At 68.1% G+C, this 16,106-nt stretch carries 11 protein-coding genes and 1 pseudogene; 9 read left to right on the top strand and 3 right to left on the bottom strand.

The genetic code is table 11. The annotated features are described in order from the left end of the window. Window positions 1-57 precede the first annotated feature (57 nt). The 3 genes from trmB to G6N20_RS16160 all read left to right on the top strand — a co-directional run bounded on the left by trmB (window position 58) and on the right by G6N20_RS16160 (window position 4,565). A complete protein-coding gene (trmB, locus tag G6N20_RS16150) occupies window positions 58-822 on the top strand; it encodes a tRNA (guanosine(46)-N7)-methyltransferase TrmB (protein WP_083045776.1) in 765 nt (254 codons plus the stop codon). Between the two features lie 8 nt (window positions 823-830). Beyond that, the gene (locus G6N20_RS16155) at window positions 831-1,553 is read left to right on the top strand and encodes an NYN domain-containing protein (protein WP_083045777.1); all 723 of its coding nucleotides are present in this window, start codon (window positions 831-833) and stop codon (window positions 1,551-1,553) included. 66 nt (window positions 1,554-1,619) lie between these two features. Then, complete coding sequence (locus G6N20_RS16160; protein WP_083045778.1) at window positions 1,620-4,565, top strand: MMPL family transporter; 2,946 nt, start codon at window positions 1,620-1,622, stop codon at window positions 4,563-4,565. A gap of 18 nt (window positions 4,566-4,583) precedes the next feature. Here G6N20_RS16160 and G6N20_RS16165 read toward each other — a convergent pair whose 3' ends face one another. Next, window positions 4,584-5,735, bottom strand: coding sequence for an AI-2E family transporter (locus G6N20_RS16165; RefSeq protein ID WP_083045779.1), 1,152 nt, complete (start codon window positions 5,733-5,735; stop codon window positions 4,584-4,586). 172 nt (window positions 5,736-5,907) lie between these two features. Between G6N20_RS16165 and G6N20_RS16170 the strand changes: the two genes are divergently transcribed. The 5 genes and pseudogenes from G6N20_RS16170 to G6N20_RS20800 all read left to right on the top strand — a co-directional run. Further along, on the top strand, window positions 5,908-7,110 hold the full coding sequence (locus G6N20_RS16170; protein WP_083045833.1) for a lysylphosphatidylglycerol synthase transmembrane domain-containing protein: 1,203 nt from the start codon (window positions 5,908-5,910) through the stop codon (window positions 7,108-7,110). 261 nt (window positions 7,111-7,371) lie between these two features. Next, on the top strand, window positions 7,372-7,755 hold the full coding sequence (locus tag G6N20_RS16175; protein WP_197745482.1) for a response regulator: 384 nt from the start codon (window positions 7,372-7,374) through the stop codon (window positions 7,753-7,755). Between the two features lie 146 nt (window positions 7,756-7,901). Continuing rightward, entirely contained in the window at window positions 7,902-10,823 is a 2,922-nt protein-coding gene (locus tag G6N20_RS16180; protein WP_083045781.1) for an MMPL family transporter, read from the top strand. Continuing rightward, window positions 10,820-11,311 (top strand): transcriptional regulator, encoded by a 492-nt coding sequence (locus G6N20_RS16185; protein WP_083045782.1) that lies wholly within the window; start codon window positions 10,820-10,822, stop codon window positions 11,309-11,311. The genes G6N20_RS16180 and G6N20_RS16185 overlap by 4 nt, the downstream gene beginning before the upstream one ends. A gap of 207 nt (window positions 11,312-11,518) precedes the next feature. After that, window positions 11,519-12,633, top strand: a pseudogene (locus G6N20_RS20800) (PE family protein); the annotation flags it as partial. Window positions 12,634-12,736: 103 nt separating this feature from the next. On the opposite strand, the gene G6N20_RS16200 reads toward G6N20_RS20800, so the two are convergent. Then, window positions 12,737-13,426, bottom strand: coding sequence for a hypothetical protein (locus G6N20_RS16200; RefSeq protein ID WP_083045783.1), 690 nt, complete (start codon window positions 13,424-13,426; stop codon window positions 12,737-12,739). Next, complete coding sequence (locus tag G6N20_RS16205) at window positions 13,423-14,046, bottom strand: hypothetical protein (RefSeq protein WP_083045784.1); 624 nt, start codon at window positions 14,044-14,046, stop codon at window positions 13,423-13,425. The genes G6N20_RS16200 and G6N20_RS16205 overlap by 4 nt, the downstream gene beginning before the upstream one ends. Before the next feature lie 42 nt (window positions 14,047-14,088). On the opposite strand from G6N20_RS16205, the gene G6N20_RS16210 reads away from it, so the two are divergent. Further along, window positions 14,089-16,074 carry a M13 family metallopeptidase gene (locus tag G6N20_RS16210; RefSeq protein ID WP_083045785.1) on the top strand — a complete coding sequence of 662 codons (1,986 nt, stop codon included), beginning with the start codon at window positions 14,089-14,091 and terminating at the stop codon, window positions 16,072-16,074. The last annotated feature ends 32 nt before the right edge of the window (window positions 16,075-16,106 follow it).

Genomic DNA, 16,106 nt, shown 5'->3' on the forward strand with positions numbered 1-16,106 from the left:
AGCCGAAGGCAACTGTTGGGTATCAATCTGGACCAGACGCGGCTACACCCGGCGTTCATGGGCCACCATGGACCAATGCGTGCGCAACCCGGAATGGCGGTTCGGCCCGACAGGTCCGGGGACAGGTCGGGGTATCCGCCCACCACGAGCGTTCGCACCCGGCGTGCCGCTCTCTCCGATGCCCAACGCCAGACCTGGCAGCGGCTGTGGCCCAAGCTCGGCATCGCGACGCCGGCCCGGTCCGAGGGCGATGGACCGCTGAACACCCGCACCTGGTTCGGCCGGGATGCGCCGCTGGTGCTGGAGATCGGCTGCGGCAGCGGCCGCTCGACGCTGGTGATGGCGCAGGCCGAGCCGCACCTCGACGTGATCGCCGTGGAGGTCTATCGGCGGGGGCTGGCGCAGCTGCTGTGTGCCATCGACAGTCAGCAGGTGAGCAACATTCGGTTGATCCACGGCAACGCGGTCGACGTGCTGCAAACCCTGATCACGTCGGGTTCGCTGTGCGGTGTTCGGGTGTTTTTTCCCGATCCCTGGCCCAAGGCGCGCCACCACAAGCGCCGCCTGCTGCAACCGGCCACGATCGGGCTGATCGCCGACCGGCTGCGCCCCGGTGGTGTGCTGCATGCGGCGACCGACCACCCCGGCTACGCCGAGCAGATCGCCGCCGCCGGCGACGCCGAGCCCCGGTTGGTGCGCGTCGACCCAGCAGCCGAGCCGCTGCCGATCTCCGTCGTCCGCCCCCCTACCAAGTACGAGACAAAAGCCCGGGAGGCGGGCAGCGTCGTCACCGAGTTGATCTGGAAAAGAACAGAGAAATAACCGACCCCATGAGCCTGACGGAAGACGTGACCACGACCCCTGACCCGCTGACCCGACCGGCGGTGCCGTCGGTCCTTTCCGGGGACGCCCTGGGCGGCTTCGCCACTCCGATCGGACGGGTCCTGCTGGTATGGGATGCCCCGAACCTGGACATGGGCCTGGGCTCGATCCTGGGCCGCCGGCCCACCGCGCTGGAACGACCACGTTTCGACGCCCTGGGCCGCTGGCTGCTGGCTCGCACCGCGGAGGTCGCGGCCGCCCGTCCAGGCGTTTCGGTCGAACCCGAGGCCACCGTCTTCACCAACATCGCCCCGGGCAGCGCCGAGGTGGTCCGGCCGTGGGTGGACGCGCTGCGCAACGTCGGGTTCGCGGTTTTCGCCAAACCGAAGATCGACGAGGGCAGCGACGTTGACCGCGACATGGTTCAGCATATCCAACTGCGGTACAACGAGGGGCTCGCGGCGCTGGTGGTGGCCTCAGCCGACGGTCAGGCATTCCGCCAACCGCTCGAAGACGTCGCTCGTGGCGGAACCCCAGTTCAAGTGCTTGGATTTCGTGAACACGCCAGTTGGGCGCTAGCGTCGGATAGCTTGGAGTTCGTCGACCTGGAAGACATTGCCGGTGTTTTCCGGGAGCCGCTCCCGCGAATCGGCCTTGATTCGCTACCTGAGCAGGGGGCGTGGCTGCAGCCGTTCCGGCCGTTGTCCTCGCTGCTGACCGCGCGTGTGTGACAACCGACGGGTGGAGAAAACCGAACAGCACTGCGCGGGTCGCTAACGATCCAGTAAGGAGTTCACGTGTTCGCCTGGTGGGGTCGAACTGTGTACCGCTACCGGTTCATCGTGATCGGGGTCATGGTGGCTCTGTGCCTTGGCGGCGGGGTTTTCGGGCTGAGCCTGGGCAAGCACGTCACGCAGAGCGGTTTCTACGACGACGGCAGTCAATCGGTCAAGGCGTCGGTGCTCGGCGACCAGGTCTACGGCCGCGACCGAACCGGTCACATCGTCGCGATCTTCAAGGCCCCGGACGGCAAGACGGTCAACGACCCGGCGTGGTCGAAGAAGATCACCGACGAGCTCAACGGGTTCCAGCAAGACCACCCCAACGAGGTGCTCGGCTGGGCCGGCTACCTCCGGGCGCCCGACACCACCAGCGCGGTCGTCCAGGGCATGACCACCCCGGACAAGAAGTACACGTTCGTGTCCATCCCGCTCAAGGGCGACGACGACGACACCATCCTCAACAACTACAAGGCCGTCGCACCCGATCTGCAACGGCTCGACGGCGGCACGGTGAAGCTTGCCGGGCTGGAGCCGGTGGCCGAGGCCCTGACCGGCACCATCGCCACCGACCAGCGGCGCATGGAAGTGCTGGCGCTGCCGCTGGTGGCGATTGTGCTGTTCTTCGTGTTCGGCGGGGTGATCGCCGCCGGCCTGCCGGTGATGGTCGGCGGGCTGTGTATCGCCGGCGCGCTGGGGATCATGCGGTTCATCGCGATCTTCGGTCCGGTGCACTACTTCGCCCAGCCCGTCGTCTCGCTGATCGGTCTGGGGATCGCCATCGACTACGGGTTGTTCATCGTGAGCCGGTTCCGCGAGGAGATCGCGGAAGGCTACGACACCGAGACCGCGGTCCGGCGCACCGTGATCACCGCCGGGCGAACGGTGACGTTCTCGGCGGTGCTGATCGTCGCCTCGGCGATCGGGTTGCTGCTCTTCCCGCAGGGCTTCCTGAAGTCGTTGACCTATGCCACCATCGCGTCGGTGATGCTGTCGGCGATCCTGTCCATCACCGTGTTGCCCGCCTGCCTGGCGATCCTGGGCAAGCACGTCGACGCGTTGGGCGTGCGGACCCTGTTCCGGGTGCCCTTCCTGCGCACCTGGACGGTCTCGGCCACCTGCCTGAACTGGCTGGCCGACCGTCTGCAGCGGACCAAGACCCGCGAAGAGGTGGAGGCCGGCTTCTGGGGCAAGCTGGTCAACCGGGTGATGAAGCGGCCGGTGCTGTTCGCCGCCCCGATCGTCATCATCATGATCTTGCTGATCATCCCGGTGGGCAAGCTGTCCCTGGGCGGGATCAGTGAGAAATACCTGCCGCCGACCAACTCGGTGCGTCAGGCGCAGGAACAGTTCGACAGCCTCTTCCCCGGATACCGCACCAACCCGCTGACACTGGTGATCCTGACCAGCAACCATCAGCCGGTCACCGACGCGCAGCTGGCCGACATCCGCAGCAAGGCGATGACGATCAGCGGGTTCATCGAGCCCGACAACAACCCGGAGAACATGTGGCAGGAGCGCGCCTACGCGCTGGGCGCGTCCAAAGACCCATCCGTTCGCGTGCTGCAGAACGGGCTGAACAACCCGGCCGACGCGGCACGCAAGCTCGAGGAGCTCCGCGCGATCACCCCGCCCAAGGGGATCGAGGTGTTCGTCGGCGGCACGCCGGCGCTGGAGCTGGATTCCATCCACGGACTGTTCGCCAAGATGCCACTGATGGTGCTCATCCTGCTGACCACGACCATTGTGTTGATGTTCCTAGCGTTCGGCTCGGTGGTGCTGCCGATCAAGGCGACGCTGATGAGCGTGCTGACGCTGGGCTCCACCATGGGGATCCTGACCTGGATCTTCGTGGACGGGCACTTCGCGAGCTGGCTGAATTTCACCCCGACACCGCTGACGGCCCCGGTGATCGGGCTGATCATCGCGCTGGTCTTCGGCCTGTCCACCGACTACGAGGTATTCCTGGTGTCCCGGATGGTCGAGGCGCGGGAACGCGGCATGTCCACCCAGGAGGCCATCCGGATCGGCACCGCCGCCACCGGACGCATCATCACCGCCGCGGCGCTGATCGTCGCCGTGGTCGCGGGCGCATTCGTGTTCTCCGACCTGGTGATGATGAAGTACCTGGCCTTCGGGTTGATGGCGGCGTTGCTGCTGGATGCGACCGTGGTGCGGATGTTCCTGGTGCCGTCGGTGATGAAGCTGCTCGGTGACGACTGCTGGTGGGCGCCGCGCTGGATGCGACGCCTGCAGACCCGCATAGGGCTGGGCGAGATCAACCTGCCCGACGAACGCAAGCGGCCCGCGGACAACGGGCGTTCGGCGCGGCCCCCGGTCACGGCGGGGCTGGTGGCCACAACTGCCGCCGGAGGCCCACGGGCACCGCGCGACCCGACTCACCCGGTCGCACCCGAGTCGTCGCGCCCGACCCGCTCCGGCTCGGGCAGCGCACCGACGACCAGGTCGGCTCGCAACGGCCCGTCGAGCGCGAACACCAGACAGATCCCGGCCGGGCCCGGCCCCGCTACCGAGGCGCCGACCACTCGACTCGCGGTGCCGGCCAACCCCGGCGCGCGGAATCGGCCCCCAACGTCGGAAGCTCGCGGCCCGGGCGGCGCCGTGGTGTCGGCGCCCTCCTCGGCTCCGACGCGGCCGCCGACACCGATGCCACCGACCGCCCCACCCGGGCCGCCCCCGGCATCACCGGCCCCGCCGTCCGCCGGTCAGACCCGGGCGATGCCGCTTCCCGGGAACCAGTCCGGCGCCGCACCGGATCCGGCCGACAAGACCGCCGCCCTGCCGATCCAGCGCTCGGAGGACGACGACTCCGAGGCGGCCACCCGAAAGCTCAACGCCCGGGGCGGACCGGGTGGCCCCGGGGCCGAGCCCCCCCGGCAGCGCCGCCGCGGGGGCGGCGGCCTGTCCGCCCAGGACCTGCTGCGCCGGGAGGGACGCCTGTAGCGGTGCCCGTAAGCGCCGCTAGTCCTCGGACGCAGCCCGAGCGGCGTCCTCGGCGTTGTCGGGTTTCGCCGCGACGCTGGCCGCCGGGGTCGTTCCCCGCTCGGCTGCGGGGGCCGAATCCGTGGCCAGCAATACCTTCACCGCGTTGTTGAAAAACGCGACCGTCGGGACGGCCAGCAAGGCGCCGACGACCCCGGCAAGCACGCCGCCGGTGGCAATGGCCAGCACCACCGCCAGCGGGTGAATCGACACCGCGCGACCCATGACCAGCGGCTGCAGCAAATGAGCCTCAAGTTGATTCACCGCGACCAGCAAACCTAGGGTGAGCAGCGCGTAGACGAGCCCCTTGGCCAGCAGGGCGACCACCACCGCGAAGAAGCCGGCGACCAGGGCGCCGATGAGTGGGATGAAGGCGCCCAGGAACACCAGCGAGGCCAGCGGCAGGGCCAGCGGCACGCCCATGATCGCCAACCCCGCGCCCACGCCGGCGGCGTCGACCAGTGCGACCAAGAACGTGGCCCGCACGTACCCGATCAGCGACCCGTAGCCGGCGCGGCCCGCCGCGTGCACCCGGTCCCGGACGTGGGCCGGGACGATCTTGGCGACGTACTGCCAGATGGCGCGTCCGCCGTACAGCAAGAAAATCAACGTGAACAGCACCAACACCGCCGCGGTCACCAGCTCGGTGATGGTGGCCGCGGTGGACAGCGCACCACTGGTCAGCTTCGCCTGGTTGTTGCGCAGCGCGGCGATCGCGGCGTTTCCGGCGTTGTCGATCTGTTGGCGGCGCAAATGGGCGGGCCCCTCGATCAGCCACGTGCGGCTGGCGTCGATGCTGTGCTCGACCTGCTGAACCAATTCGGGTAACCCGGCGATGAACTGGCTCACGACGAACGTCAGGATCCCGCCGAGGATCGCAAACCCACCGAGCAAGACCAACGCAACCGCGGCAGCACGCGGCAAACCCCGTCGGTCCAACCAGTCCACCACGGGCACCAGCAACGCGCTCAACATCAACGCCAGCAACACCGGCACGACGATGACTTCGAGCTTGTCGACGACCCACAACAGGGCCAGCACGGCGGCCAGAATGACCAGTAACCGCCATGCCCACGCCGCGGTCTTGCGGACCAGGGGGGACACCGAAGCGTCGTCGAGACCGATCGACATCCGGCAAGCGTAGCCGGGAGGGGTCGGCACCTCGCGGATGGCTCAACCACCGGCGCCGGATCGCGGCAGGCTGGGTTGGATTCGCGGTGGCTGGCACAATCCGGTCACGACGCCGACACAGTCGGCGACACGCGGCGATCGCGGCGCCACCTGCGCAGTTACCCTGAACCACGTGTCGTATGATGCCGCCGTCCGCAAACTTCTGCGCCAGCGCGCGGAGGTACCGCGCGGCAAGTATTGGTGGCTGCGGTGGGTGGTCCTGGGCATCGTCGCGATCGTGTTGGCGGTCGAGGTGGCGCTGGTGCGGGACCAGCTGGCCAAGGCCTGGACGAGTTTGTGGCACGCCAACTGGTGGTGGCTGGTCGCTGCCACGCTGACCGCCGCCGCCTCGATGCATAGCTTCGCTCAGATCCAGCGCACGCTGCTGAAGTCCGCGGGTGTGCACGTCAAGCAACTCCGGTCGGAAGCCGCCTTCTATGCCGCCAACTCGCTGAGCACCACGCTGCCCGGTGGGCCGGTGTTGTCGGCCACGTTCCTGCTGCGTCAGCAACGCCTCTGGGGTGCCTCGACGGTGGTGGCGTCCTGGCAGCTGGTGATGTCGGGTGTGCTGCAGGCGGTGGGATTGGCCCTGCTCGGGTTGGGGGGCGCGTTCTTCCTGGGCGCGAAGAACAACCCGTTCTCGCTGCTGTTCACCCTGGGCGGGTTCGTCGCCTTGTTGCTGCTGGCCCAGGCGGTGGCGTCGCGGCCGGAGTTGATCGAAGGGATCGGCCGGCGGGTCTTGTCGTGGGTCAACTCGGTCCGCGGCAGGGCGGCCGAGACCGGCCTGGAAAGGTGGCGCCAGACGCTCATTCAGCTGGAGTCGGTCAGCCTCGGCCGGCGTGACCTGGGCGTGGCGTTCAGTTGGTCGTTGTTCAATTGGATCGCCGACGTGGCATGTTTAGGCTTTGCCGCCTACGCCGCCGGCGACCATGCCTCGGTCGCCGGGTTGACCGTCGCCTATGCGGCCGCTCGCGCGGTCGGCACCATTCCGCTCATGCCGGGCGGTCTGCTGGTGGTGGAGGCGGTGCTGGTGCCGGGCCTGGTTTCGGCCGGCATGGCCCTGCCGAACGCCATCTCGGCGATGCTGATCTACCGGTTGATCAGCTGGCTGTTTATCGCCGCGATTGGCTGGGCGGTGTTCTTCGTCATGTTCCGCACCGAGAGCATCTCCGATTCGGACAACGACGATCCGCCCACCGACCCAGGATTGCGTCCGGTGGGCCAACCCAACGGCGAGGCCGCCGGTGATCCGGCCGATACGGCCCTGCAGGGCCCGCTGCCTCCACTAGGGCCGCCTGACCCGGAGCGCGACGGCGACGACCGAACGAGCCGCTAGCCCGCCGCCGGCTGGTGCGGGCCGACTCGGGATCGCGTTGCCAAACGCCGGCGACTAGGCCATTTCACGATTGGCGCACACTTTCCGAACCGTCGCCGCACACGGTTGACCGCATCAGCAAAACGATTCGCTCACCCGGCTCCCAGCGTTTTGGGGTCGCAATCACAGACCAGCAATCGCAGATCAGGAAGGAGAACGGGCGCACCGGCCCCGCCGCGGACACCGGTTCCCCGACCAGGTATGTACCGAAACGACGTTGCGGTGGTTGCCGGAGAAGCGATTCATGTGCTCATCGTTGACGATGAAGCCGACATGGAGGCGCTGTTCCGCCAGCGGTTTCGCCGTGAACTCCGGTCGGGCCGGCTGATCATGCGGTTCGCCGTGACCGGCCGAGCGGCACTTGACGTGCTCGAAACGGAAGATCCCGATGTCGTGCTGATCTTCAGCGATATCGAGATGCCGGAGATGAATGGGCTGGAATTGCTCGAGCGGGTGCGAGCCAGGTGGCCTACCATGCGGGTCTACCTCGTCACCGCCTACGACAGTGCTTTTTACACCCGGCGGGCTGCCGAACTCGGCGCCCATGGCTACTTGACCAAGCCACTGGACTTCTCGGCGCTGCACCAGATCGTGTTCGCGGCCTGATCTTCCCAACCAGCGATCCACCCGGTCGTCGATAACAAGTCGTTGCAGGTCAGCAACCGTTGAGCCGACCCACGCCGCATCACGCTGCGGTAGGCTCGCCAGCGCCCACTGCGTGAGAATCCGGGGAGAACGAGATCCAGCAGTTCATGATGCGCCTGAGCCGCAGCCTGCGCAGGTTCCGCTGGTTTGTCTTCACAGGCTGGTTGCTTGCGCTCGTTCCGGCGATCTATTTGGCGGCGACGCAATCGGGAAATTTGACCGGCGGCGGCTTCGAGGTCGCCGGATCCCAGTCGCTGCTGGTGCACGATCAGCTGGTGGCCCAATACCCCGACCTGGGCGCGTCAACGCTGGCCCTGGTGGCGGCCCCCCGCGCCGACGCCAGCTACCAGGACATCAACGACGCGGTGGCGCAGCTGCGACGGGTCGCCGGCGAACTACCCGGCGTCTCGGAAGCGCCCAACCCCACCCAGCGTCCACCGCAACCCGACCGGCCGTATGTGGTGTCGCTTCGACTGGACGCCCGCAACGCCGGCACCAGCGACGTAGCCAAGAAGCTGCGCGAACGGGTCGGTGTCCGCGGTGAACGGCCCGGGCAGACGGCGAACGGACGCGTGCGGCTCTATGTCATCGGTCAGGGTGCCCTTTCGGCCGCGGCGGCGGCAAACACCAAGCGTGACATCGCCGACGCGGAGCGCTGGAATCTGCCGATCATTTTGATCGTCTTGCTCGCGGTGTTCGGTTCGCTGGCCGCCGCGGCGATCCCGCTGACGCTGGGCGTGTGCACGGTCGCGGTCACCATGGGGCTGGTCTATCTGCTGTCGATGCACACCACGATGTCGGTGTTCGTCACGTCGACGGTGTCGATGTTCGGCATCGCGCTCGCCGTCGACTATTCGCTGTTCATCCTGATGCGCTTCCGGGAGGAGCTGCGTTGCGGCCGTCAGCCGCCGGAAGCCACGGACGCGGCCATGGCCACCTCCGGACTCGCCGTGGTGCTGTCCGGCATGACGGTCATCGCCTCACTCACCGGTATCTACCTGATCGACACCCCGGCCCTGAGGTCGATGGCCACCGGAGCGATTCTCGCGGTCGCGGTCGCGATGCTGACGTCGGCCACCCTGACACCGGCGGTGCTGGCGACGTTCTCCCGGGCGGTGGCCCAGAGGTCGGCGCTGCTGCACTGGTCGCGACGGCCGGAAAGCACCCAATCCCGGTTCTGGATGCGCTGGGTCGAATGGGTCATGCGCCGGCCCTGGATTTCGGCGTTCGCCGCGTCCACCATCCTGATCGCCATGGCGACACCGGCGACGTCGATGGTGTTGGGCAACAGCCTGCTGCGCCAGTTCGACTCGTCGCACGAGATCCGTGGCGGGGTGGCGGCGGCCGCCCAGGCGCTGGGCCCCGGCGCGTTGGGTCCGGTTCACGTACTGGTCACCTTCCCCGACGGCAACTCCTCCTCGCCCGGACACGCCCAGACCCTCGCCGCGATCCGCCAGTTGATGACGACGGGACCCGACGTCGCCTCGGTGGCACCGCCGAAGTTCGCCGACGACAACCGCAGCGCCCTGCTCAGCGCCGTGCTATCGGTGGACCCCGAGGACCTGGCCGCCCGGCACACCGTGGACTGGATGCGGACCCAGCTACCCAGGGTTCCCGACATTGGCTCCGCCCAGATATCTGTCGGCGGCTCCACCGCGCTGATCAAGGATTTCGATGACCGGGTGTCGGCGACCGAGCCGCTGGTGCTGGCCTACATCGCGGTGATCGCCTTTCTCATGCTGTTGCTCTCGATCCGCTCGGCCCTGTTGGCGCTCAAGGGCGTATTGATGACCCTGCTGTCGGTCGCCGCCGCCTACGGCGGCCTGGTGATGGTGTTCCAGTGGGGCTGGGGGGAGCGGCTCGGGTTCCCGATGCTGAGTTCGATCGACAGCACCGTGCCCCCGCTGGTCCTGGCGATGACGTTCGGGTTGTCCATGGACTACGAGATCTTTCTGCTCACCCGAATCCGGGAACGCTTCCTGCAAACCGGCCACACCCGCGACGCGGTCGGCTATGGCGTGAGCACCAGCGCGCGCACGATCACCAGCGCCGCCCTGATCATGATCGCGGTGTTCTGCGGATTCGCCTTCGCCGGTATGCCGCTGGTCGCCGAGATCGGTGTGGCCTGCGCGGTCGCGATCGCCGTCGACGCCACCATCGTGCGACTGGTGTTGGTGCCGGCGCTGATGGCGATGTTCGCCAAGTGGAACTGGTGGCTGCCGGGATGGCTGGCCCGCGTCTTGCCATCGGTCGACTTCGACCGGCCTCTTCCCAAGGCCAACCTCGCCGATGTGGTGGTCATTCCCGACGATCTCCGCGCCGCGCCGGCCCCCGGTGCGGATTTGCGGGTGGTGCTCAAGTCGGCGGCCAAGCTCAAACACCTGGCGCCGGACGCCGTTTGCGTCCCGGATCCGCTTGCTTTCAGCGGATGCCGACGCGAGGCCGCGGCTGCGCCGGCCTCCGCCCCCGCGGGCGAGCCGACCGGCACCGGCCGCCGGTCGCTGGCCAGCAAGGTCGTGGGTCTGGCGCATCGCAAGGGGATGGCCCGGGCGTTGTCGGGGAGTGAGCGCAGGCTTCACCCGGTCACCGTGTGGCGTGAGCGGCTCTCGGTCGCCCTGGATGCGCTGCAGACCGAGGCTTCGACGTGCCGGCGGCGCAGCCCGGTGGAAACCAGCACCGTCCAACTGCCCACCGGCGACCGGCTGTTGATTCCGACCGGCGCGGAAACGCTTCGCCTCAAGGGCTATCTGATCATGTGCCGTAACAGCAGCCGGGACTTTGCCGAATTCGCCGACATGGTCGAGACGATGGAACCCGAGACCGCCGCGGTGGTGCTGGCCGGGATGGATAGGTATTACAGTTGTCAACCACCCAACCGCCATTGGATGGCCACCCAACTGGTTCGCCGGCTGGCGGATCCGCGTCCGGTTGACCTCGACGAGCAATGCTCCGATGCCAAGGCGGGTTGGGAAGGGGTCAGGCGGCGCTGCCTGTCGGTGGCCGTAGCGATGCTGGAGGAGGCGAGGTGACGTTGGCGGCCGATCGACGGTCCGCGTCGCCGCACCGGCCCGGCGACCCCGACCCCGACCGGCCGGTGGAGTTCTGGTCCACCGCGGCCGTCCGCGTCGCGCTGGAGGGCGGCGACATCGCCACCTGGAAAAACATCGCCGCCGCGTTGAAACGCGACCCGTATGGCCGGACGGCCCGCCAGGTCGAGGAGGTCATCCAGGGCGCCCGGTATGGCATCGCCAAGGCGCTGTGGGAGGTGCTGGAGCGCGCCCGCGCCCAGCTGGAGGCCGACGAACGAGCCGAGGTGGCCCGCCACGTTCGGCTGCTCGTGGACCGCTCCGGCCTGGGCCAGCAGGAGTTCGCGTCCCGGATCGGCGTTGGCGCCGAAGACCTGGCCGCCTACCTCAACGGCACCCTCAGCCCGTCGGCCTCGTTGATGATCCGGATGCGACGGCTGTCGGACCGGTTCGTGCGGGTGAAGAACACCCGTTCGGCACAATCCCATTGATCTGGCATGCAAACGCCGACGGTGGCAGAACTACCCGGAACCTGACGGCCGGGGCGCCATTGTCAGTTCCGTCGGCGATCAATCAAACCAACCCAGATTTCGCCAATCACCGCATCTGCCGATCAGACCTCGATATCATCCGCTGATGAAATTTATCGGCGTTGACGCGTCGGTGGTCCGGGTTCGGTGAGTTCAGAAGTGCGCAATATGTCGTTTGTCATCGCGGCGCCGGAGGCGCTGATCACGGCGGCTTCGGAGGTGGCCGCAATCGGTTCGGCGATTAGTGCGGCCAACGCCGCCGCGGCCGTCCCAACGACGCGGCTGTTGGCCGCGGGCGCCGACAAGGTGTCGACGGCCATTTCCGCGCTGTTGGTGTGCATGCGCACGCCTATCAGGCGGCCAGCGCCCAAGCGACGGCGTTTCATGACCGGTTTGTCCGCGTCTTGACCGCCGGTGCGGACTCATATGCGGCCGCCGAAGCGGCCAACGTCGCCCCCCTGCAGCAGGCGCTGAACCTGGTCAACGCTCCCACACAAGCGTTGTTGGGGCGTCCGCTGATCGGCAATGGCGCCAACGGCGCCCCCGGAACCGGGCAAGACGGCGCGCCTGGCGGGATCTTGATCGGCAATGGTGGTGCCGGTGGCTCCGGTGCGACCGGCCAAAAAGGCGGCAACGGCGGGGCTGCCGGGCTGTTCGGCATCGGTGGCGCCGGGGGAGCCGGCGGGGTCGCCGCTACCGGTGTGGCCGCCGGGGCCGGTGGGACTGGCGGAGCCGGCGGGTTGCTGTTCGGCGCCGGCGGTGCCGGCGGCACCGGCGGAATCAGCTCCGGGCTCGACTCCGCCGGGGGTGCCGGCGGGGCCGGCGGGCGCGCCGGGCTGTTCGGCACCGGTGGCACCGGCAGCACCGGTGCGTTCGGCGCAGATGGGGGTGCTGGCGGCGCCGGCGGGGCCGGCGGGCTGCTGTTCGGCAACGGCGGCTCCGGCGGGGCCGGCGTCAGCGGGGGAGGTCGCGGCGGAGCCGGTGGCCACGCCGGCATGCTCCTCGGTGACGGTGGGGTCGGCGGCAACGGCGGTACCGGCTTCAACATCGGGGGTGATGGCGGGGCTGGCGGTAGGGCCGGGCTCGTCGGCTCCGGCGGTGACGGCGGCGCTGGCGGACAGACCGATTCAGGAGCCTCCGGCGGTGATGGCGGCAATGGCGGCGACGCGCAGTTGATCGGTAATGGCGGTAACGGCGGTAACGCCGGCGCTGGCACCGTGCCGGGCAGCGTCGGCATGGGCGGCGCTGGAGGTCGGTTGATCGGTCAGAACGGTTCGAACGGTTTGGTGTAGTGGGCGTGGCCGCCGGCGGCGGCCGGCGCCTGGCCCCGAGCAGAAACGACGTATCCACCCCACCGGGCCAGGGTTATGTCGGCGAGCGCTGCCGCTAACGGGAGCCCAGCGGCGTGACGTCGAGCACCAACCAGTCACCGCCACGTTTGGTCAACGTCACCCGCACGGCTGGCGCCGCCTGGCTGGCGGGCTGACCGGGCACGGTCTGGGTAACCCGCAGGATCACCGCCACACTGGCCGCCGATGGACCCAGGGCCTCGACCCCGGCCGACAGGGTGGTGGCCTGGGCGGTGACCGTGCGCTGCGCCAGGTCGGCGCTGGATTTGGTGTATTGCTCCCGGAATGCGCCCGCCCGTTCCGGCACCATCATCGCCGCCGCGCGGTCCATCGCGGCGCGGGGGGCCCCCGGTGAGAATGACGCCACCGCCTCGGCCATGCCCGAGCCGATCTGGACCACCGTGCGGGCATCCTGTTTGAACTCCCGGTCCGGCGTCGTCCAGCGGGTGTAGCCGGTCAGCACCGCCGCGCAGAGCGCGGCCGCGCACAGGAAGACCACCGCCAACCGCAGCCTGGGGGCGTCATCGTCGGTGCCGACGGTCACCGCATCGCGTCGAAACAGCCAGACGTTGATCGTCACCGCTTCGACGACCAGCAGCACCAACACCGAGCACACCGATACCCACCACAGCGGCCAGCCGAGCACCACCCCGATCGCCAGCAGCCCGGCAATCGTCGCCACCGGTGCCATCACGTCGAACGCGGCAACCCGCCACGCGTTCCTCATCGGATGGACTCCAGCTTGGAGATCATCAGTTTGCCGTCCACATCAGAGACCTCGAGCCGCAGGTTCCAGTGCACCTGCTGCGGCTTGGCCCCGGCGTTCTCGGCGACCGACGTCGCGACCAGCATCACCGAATCGGTGCGGGTGGCAAAGGGCGGCAGTTTTGTGGTCACCACCGGCCGCACGGTGCCGGGCTGGGTGTCCAGGTCATGGTGCACCGTTTCGATCGCCACCGCCTCGATCCGACCCGTGCTGTGCGTCTGCAGCTTGCCCACCACCTGACGGTAGGGCTGCATGGCAGCCTCGAAGTCGGTGCTGAGTTGTCCGACCGTTTGTTCGTGCAGCCGCTGCAGGCTGGCGTCGACGTTGCCGGCGTTCATGTTGATCAGCACGTTCGCCCATTCGGCGGCGGCCTGCATGACCCGGGTCAGATAGGCACGCTCGCCGACGTCGTCGCGGCGCGCCGACCAGATGAGCACACCGAACACCAGCGCAGCGACGGACAACACGCCAAGAAAGGCCGACGCGACGCCGTAACTCGAGAACACCGCACCGCCTGCGGATTCGGACCGTGACCCGGCCTTCGCCCCGGAGTCACCCGTCGAATCGTCGTCGTCTGACATGGCCCGATCGTTGCACCCGAAATCGGATGGAAGGATGGCGGGGTGACGTATGCCGCCACTCGCTCGGGAATCGACTTGAGCCATGTCGACACCGATGCCCGCCCGCAAGACGACCTGTTCGGTCATGTCAACGGCCGCTGGTTGGCCGAATACCAGATACCCGCGGACCGCGCCACCGACGGGGCCTTCCGTGGCCTGTTCGACCGGGCCGAAGTGCAGGTGCGCGACCTGATCACCGAGGTCAGTGAATCCGGCGCCACGCGCGGCACCGACGAGCAGCGCGTCGGCGACCTCTACGCCAGCTTCCTTGACGAGCAGACCGTGCAGCGCAGGGGTGTGCAACCGCTGCTCGACGAACTGGCCATGATCGATCACGCCGGCGATCGCGCGGCGCTGGCCGCCACCATCGGCGCGCTGCAACGCACCGGGATGGGCGGCGGCGTCGGACTCTATGTGGACACCGACTCCAAGGACTCCACCCGCTACCTGGTGCATGTCACTCAGTCGGGGATCGGATTGCCCGACGAATCCTATTTCCGCGACGAGCGGCACGCCGGCGTGCTGGCGGCCTACCCGGGGCACATCGCCCGGATGTTCGCTCTGGTGTTGGGGGGTAGCGGTGACGATCACGCCGAGGATGCCGCCCGTATTGTGGCGCTGGAGACCAAGCTCGCCGCCGCGCACTGGGACGTGGTCAAACGTCGCGACGCCGAGCTTGGCTACAATCTGCGCACCTTCGCCCAGTTGCAGACCGAAGCGACCGGCTTCGACTGGGCCGGCTGGGTGACCGCACTGGGCAGCACGCCGCAGGCAATCTCCGAATTGGTTGTGCGCCAACCCGACTACCTCACCGCCTTCGCCGCGCTGTGGGAAAGCGTTGAGCTCGAAGACTGGAAGCGCTGGGCACGCTGGCGTTTGATCCACGCCCGCGCCCCGTTGCTGACCGGTGAACTGGTCGCCGAGGACTTCGAGTTCTACGGCCGCAGGCTGACCGGCGCCGAGCGGATCCGCGACCGCTGGAAGCGGGCGGTGTCGCTGGTGGAGAACCTGATGGGCGACGCCGTCGGAAAGCTCTACGTGCAGCGGCATTTCCCACCCGAGGCCAAGGCCCGCATCGACGCCCTGGTGGACAACCTGCGGGAGGCGTATCGGCTCAGCATCGGCGAACTGGATTGGATGACGCCGCAGACCCGGGAACGCGCTCTGATCAAGCTGGGCAAATTCACCGCGAAGGTCGGCTATCCGGTCACGTGGCGGGACTACTCGAAGCTGGTCATCGACCGTGATGACCTCTATGGCAACTGCCAGCGTGGTCACGCGGTCAATCACGATCGCGAGCTGGCTAAGCTCGGCGGACCGGTCGATCGGGACGAGTGGTTCATGACACCGCAGACCGTCAACGCCTATTACAACCCGGGGATGAACGAAATCGTCTTCCCGGCTGCAATTTTGCAGCCGCCGTTCTTCGACGCCGAAGCCGACGACGCAGCCAACTACGGCGGGATCGGGGCGGTGATCGGACATGAGATCGGCCACGGTTTCGACGACCAGGGCGCCAAGTACGACGGCGACGGCAACCTGGTCGACTGGTGGACCGACGAAGATCGCGCCGAATTCGCAGCCCGCACCAAAGCTCTCATCGAGCAATACGACGCTTATACGCCGCGTGCGCTCGACGGCGACCACCGGGTGAACGGCGCGTTCACCGTCGGTGAGAACATCGGCGACCTGGGTGGGCTGTCCATCGCGCTGCTGGCCTACCAGCTGTCACTGAACGGCCAGCCGGCACCGGTGATCGACGGCCTCACCGGGGTGCAGCGGGTGTTCTTCGGCTGGGCTCAGGTCTGGCGAACCAAATCGCGTGAGGCCGAGACGATCCGGCGGCTCGCGGTGGATCCGCATTCGCCGCCGGAGTTCCGGTGCAACGGTGTCGTCCGCAACCTCGATGCGTTCTATGAAGCCTTTGACGTCGCCGAGGACGACGCGCTGTACCTGGATCCGGCCAGCCGGGTGCGCATCTGGAACTGATTCCCGCGAGCAGACACAAAAGCCCCTCGACA

Source organism: Mycobacterium shinjukuense (genome assembly GCF_010730055.1).
Classification (GTDB): Bacteria; Actinomycetota; Actinomycetes; order Mycobacteriales; family Mycobacteriaceae; genus Mycobacterium; species Mycobacterium shinjukuense.

What these genes read in the sequence shown, in the direction of transcription:
- trmB (WP_083045776.1), top strand. Translation starts at nt 58, where the DNA reads ATGGGCCACCATGGACCAATGCGTGCGCAACCCGGAATGGCGGTTCGG.
- G6N20_RS16155 (WP_083045777.1), top strand. Translation starts at nt 831, where the DNA reads ATGAGCCTGACGGAAGACGTGACCACGACCCCTGACCCGCTGACCCGA.
- G6N20_RS16165 (WP_083045779.1), bottom strand. Translation starts at nt 5,735, where the DNA reads ATGTCGATCGGTCTCGACGACGCTTCGGTGTCCCCCCTGGTCCGCAAG.
- G6N20_RS16180 (WP_083045781.1), top strand. Translation starts at nt 7,902, where the DNA reads ATGATGCGCCTGAGCCGCAGCCTGCGCAGGTTCCGCTGGTTTGTCTTC.
- G6N20_RS16200 (WP_083045783.1), bottom strand. Translation starts at nt 13,426, where the DNA reads ATGAGGAACGCGTGGCGGGTTGCCGCGTTCGACGTGATGGCACCGGTG.
- G6N20_RS16205 (WP_083045784.1), bottom strand. Translation starts at nt 14,046, where the DNA reads ATGTCAGACGACGACGATTCGACGGGTGACTCCGGGGCGAAGGCCGGG.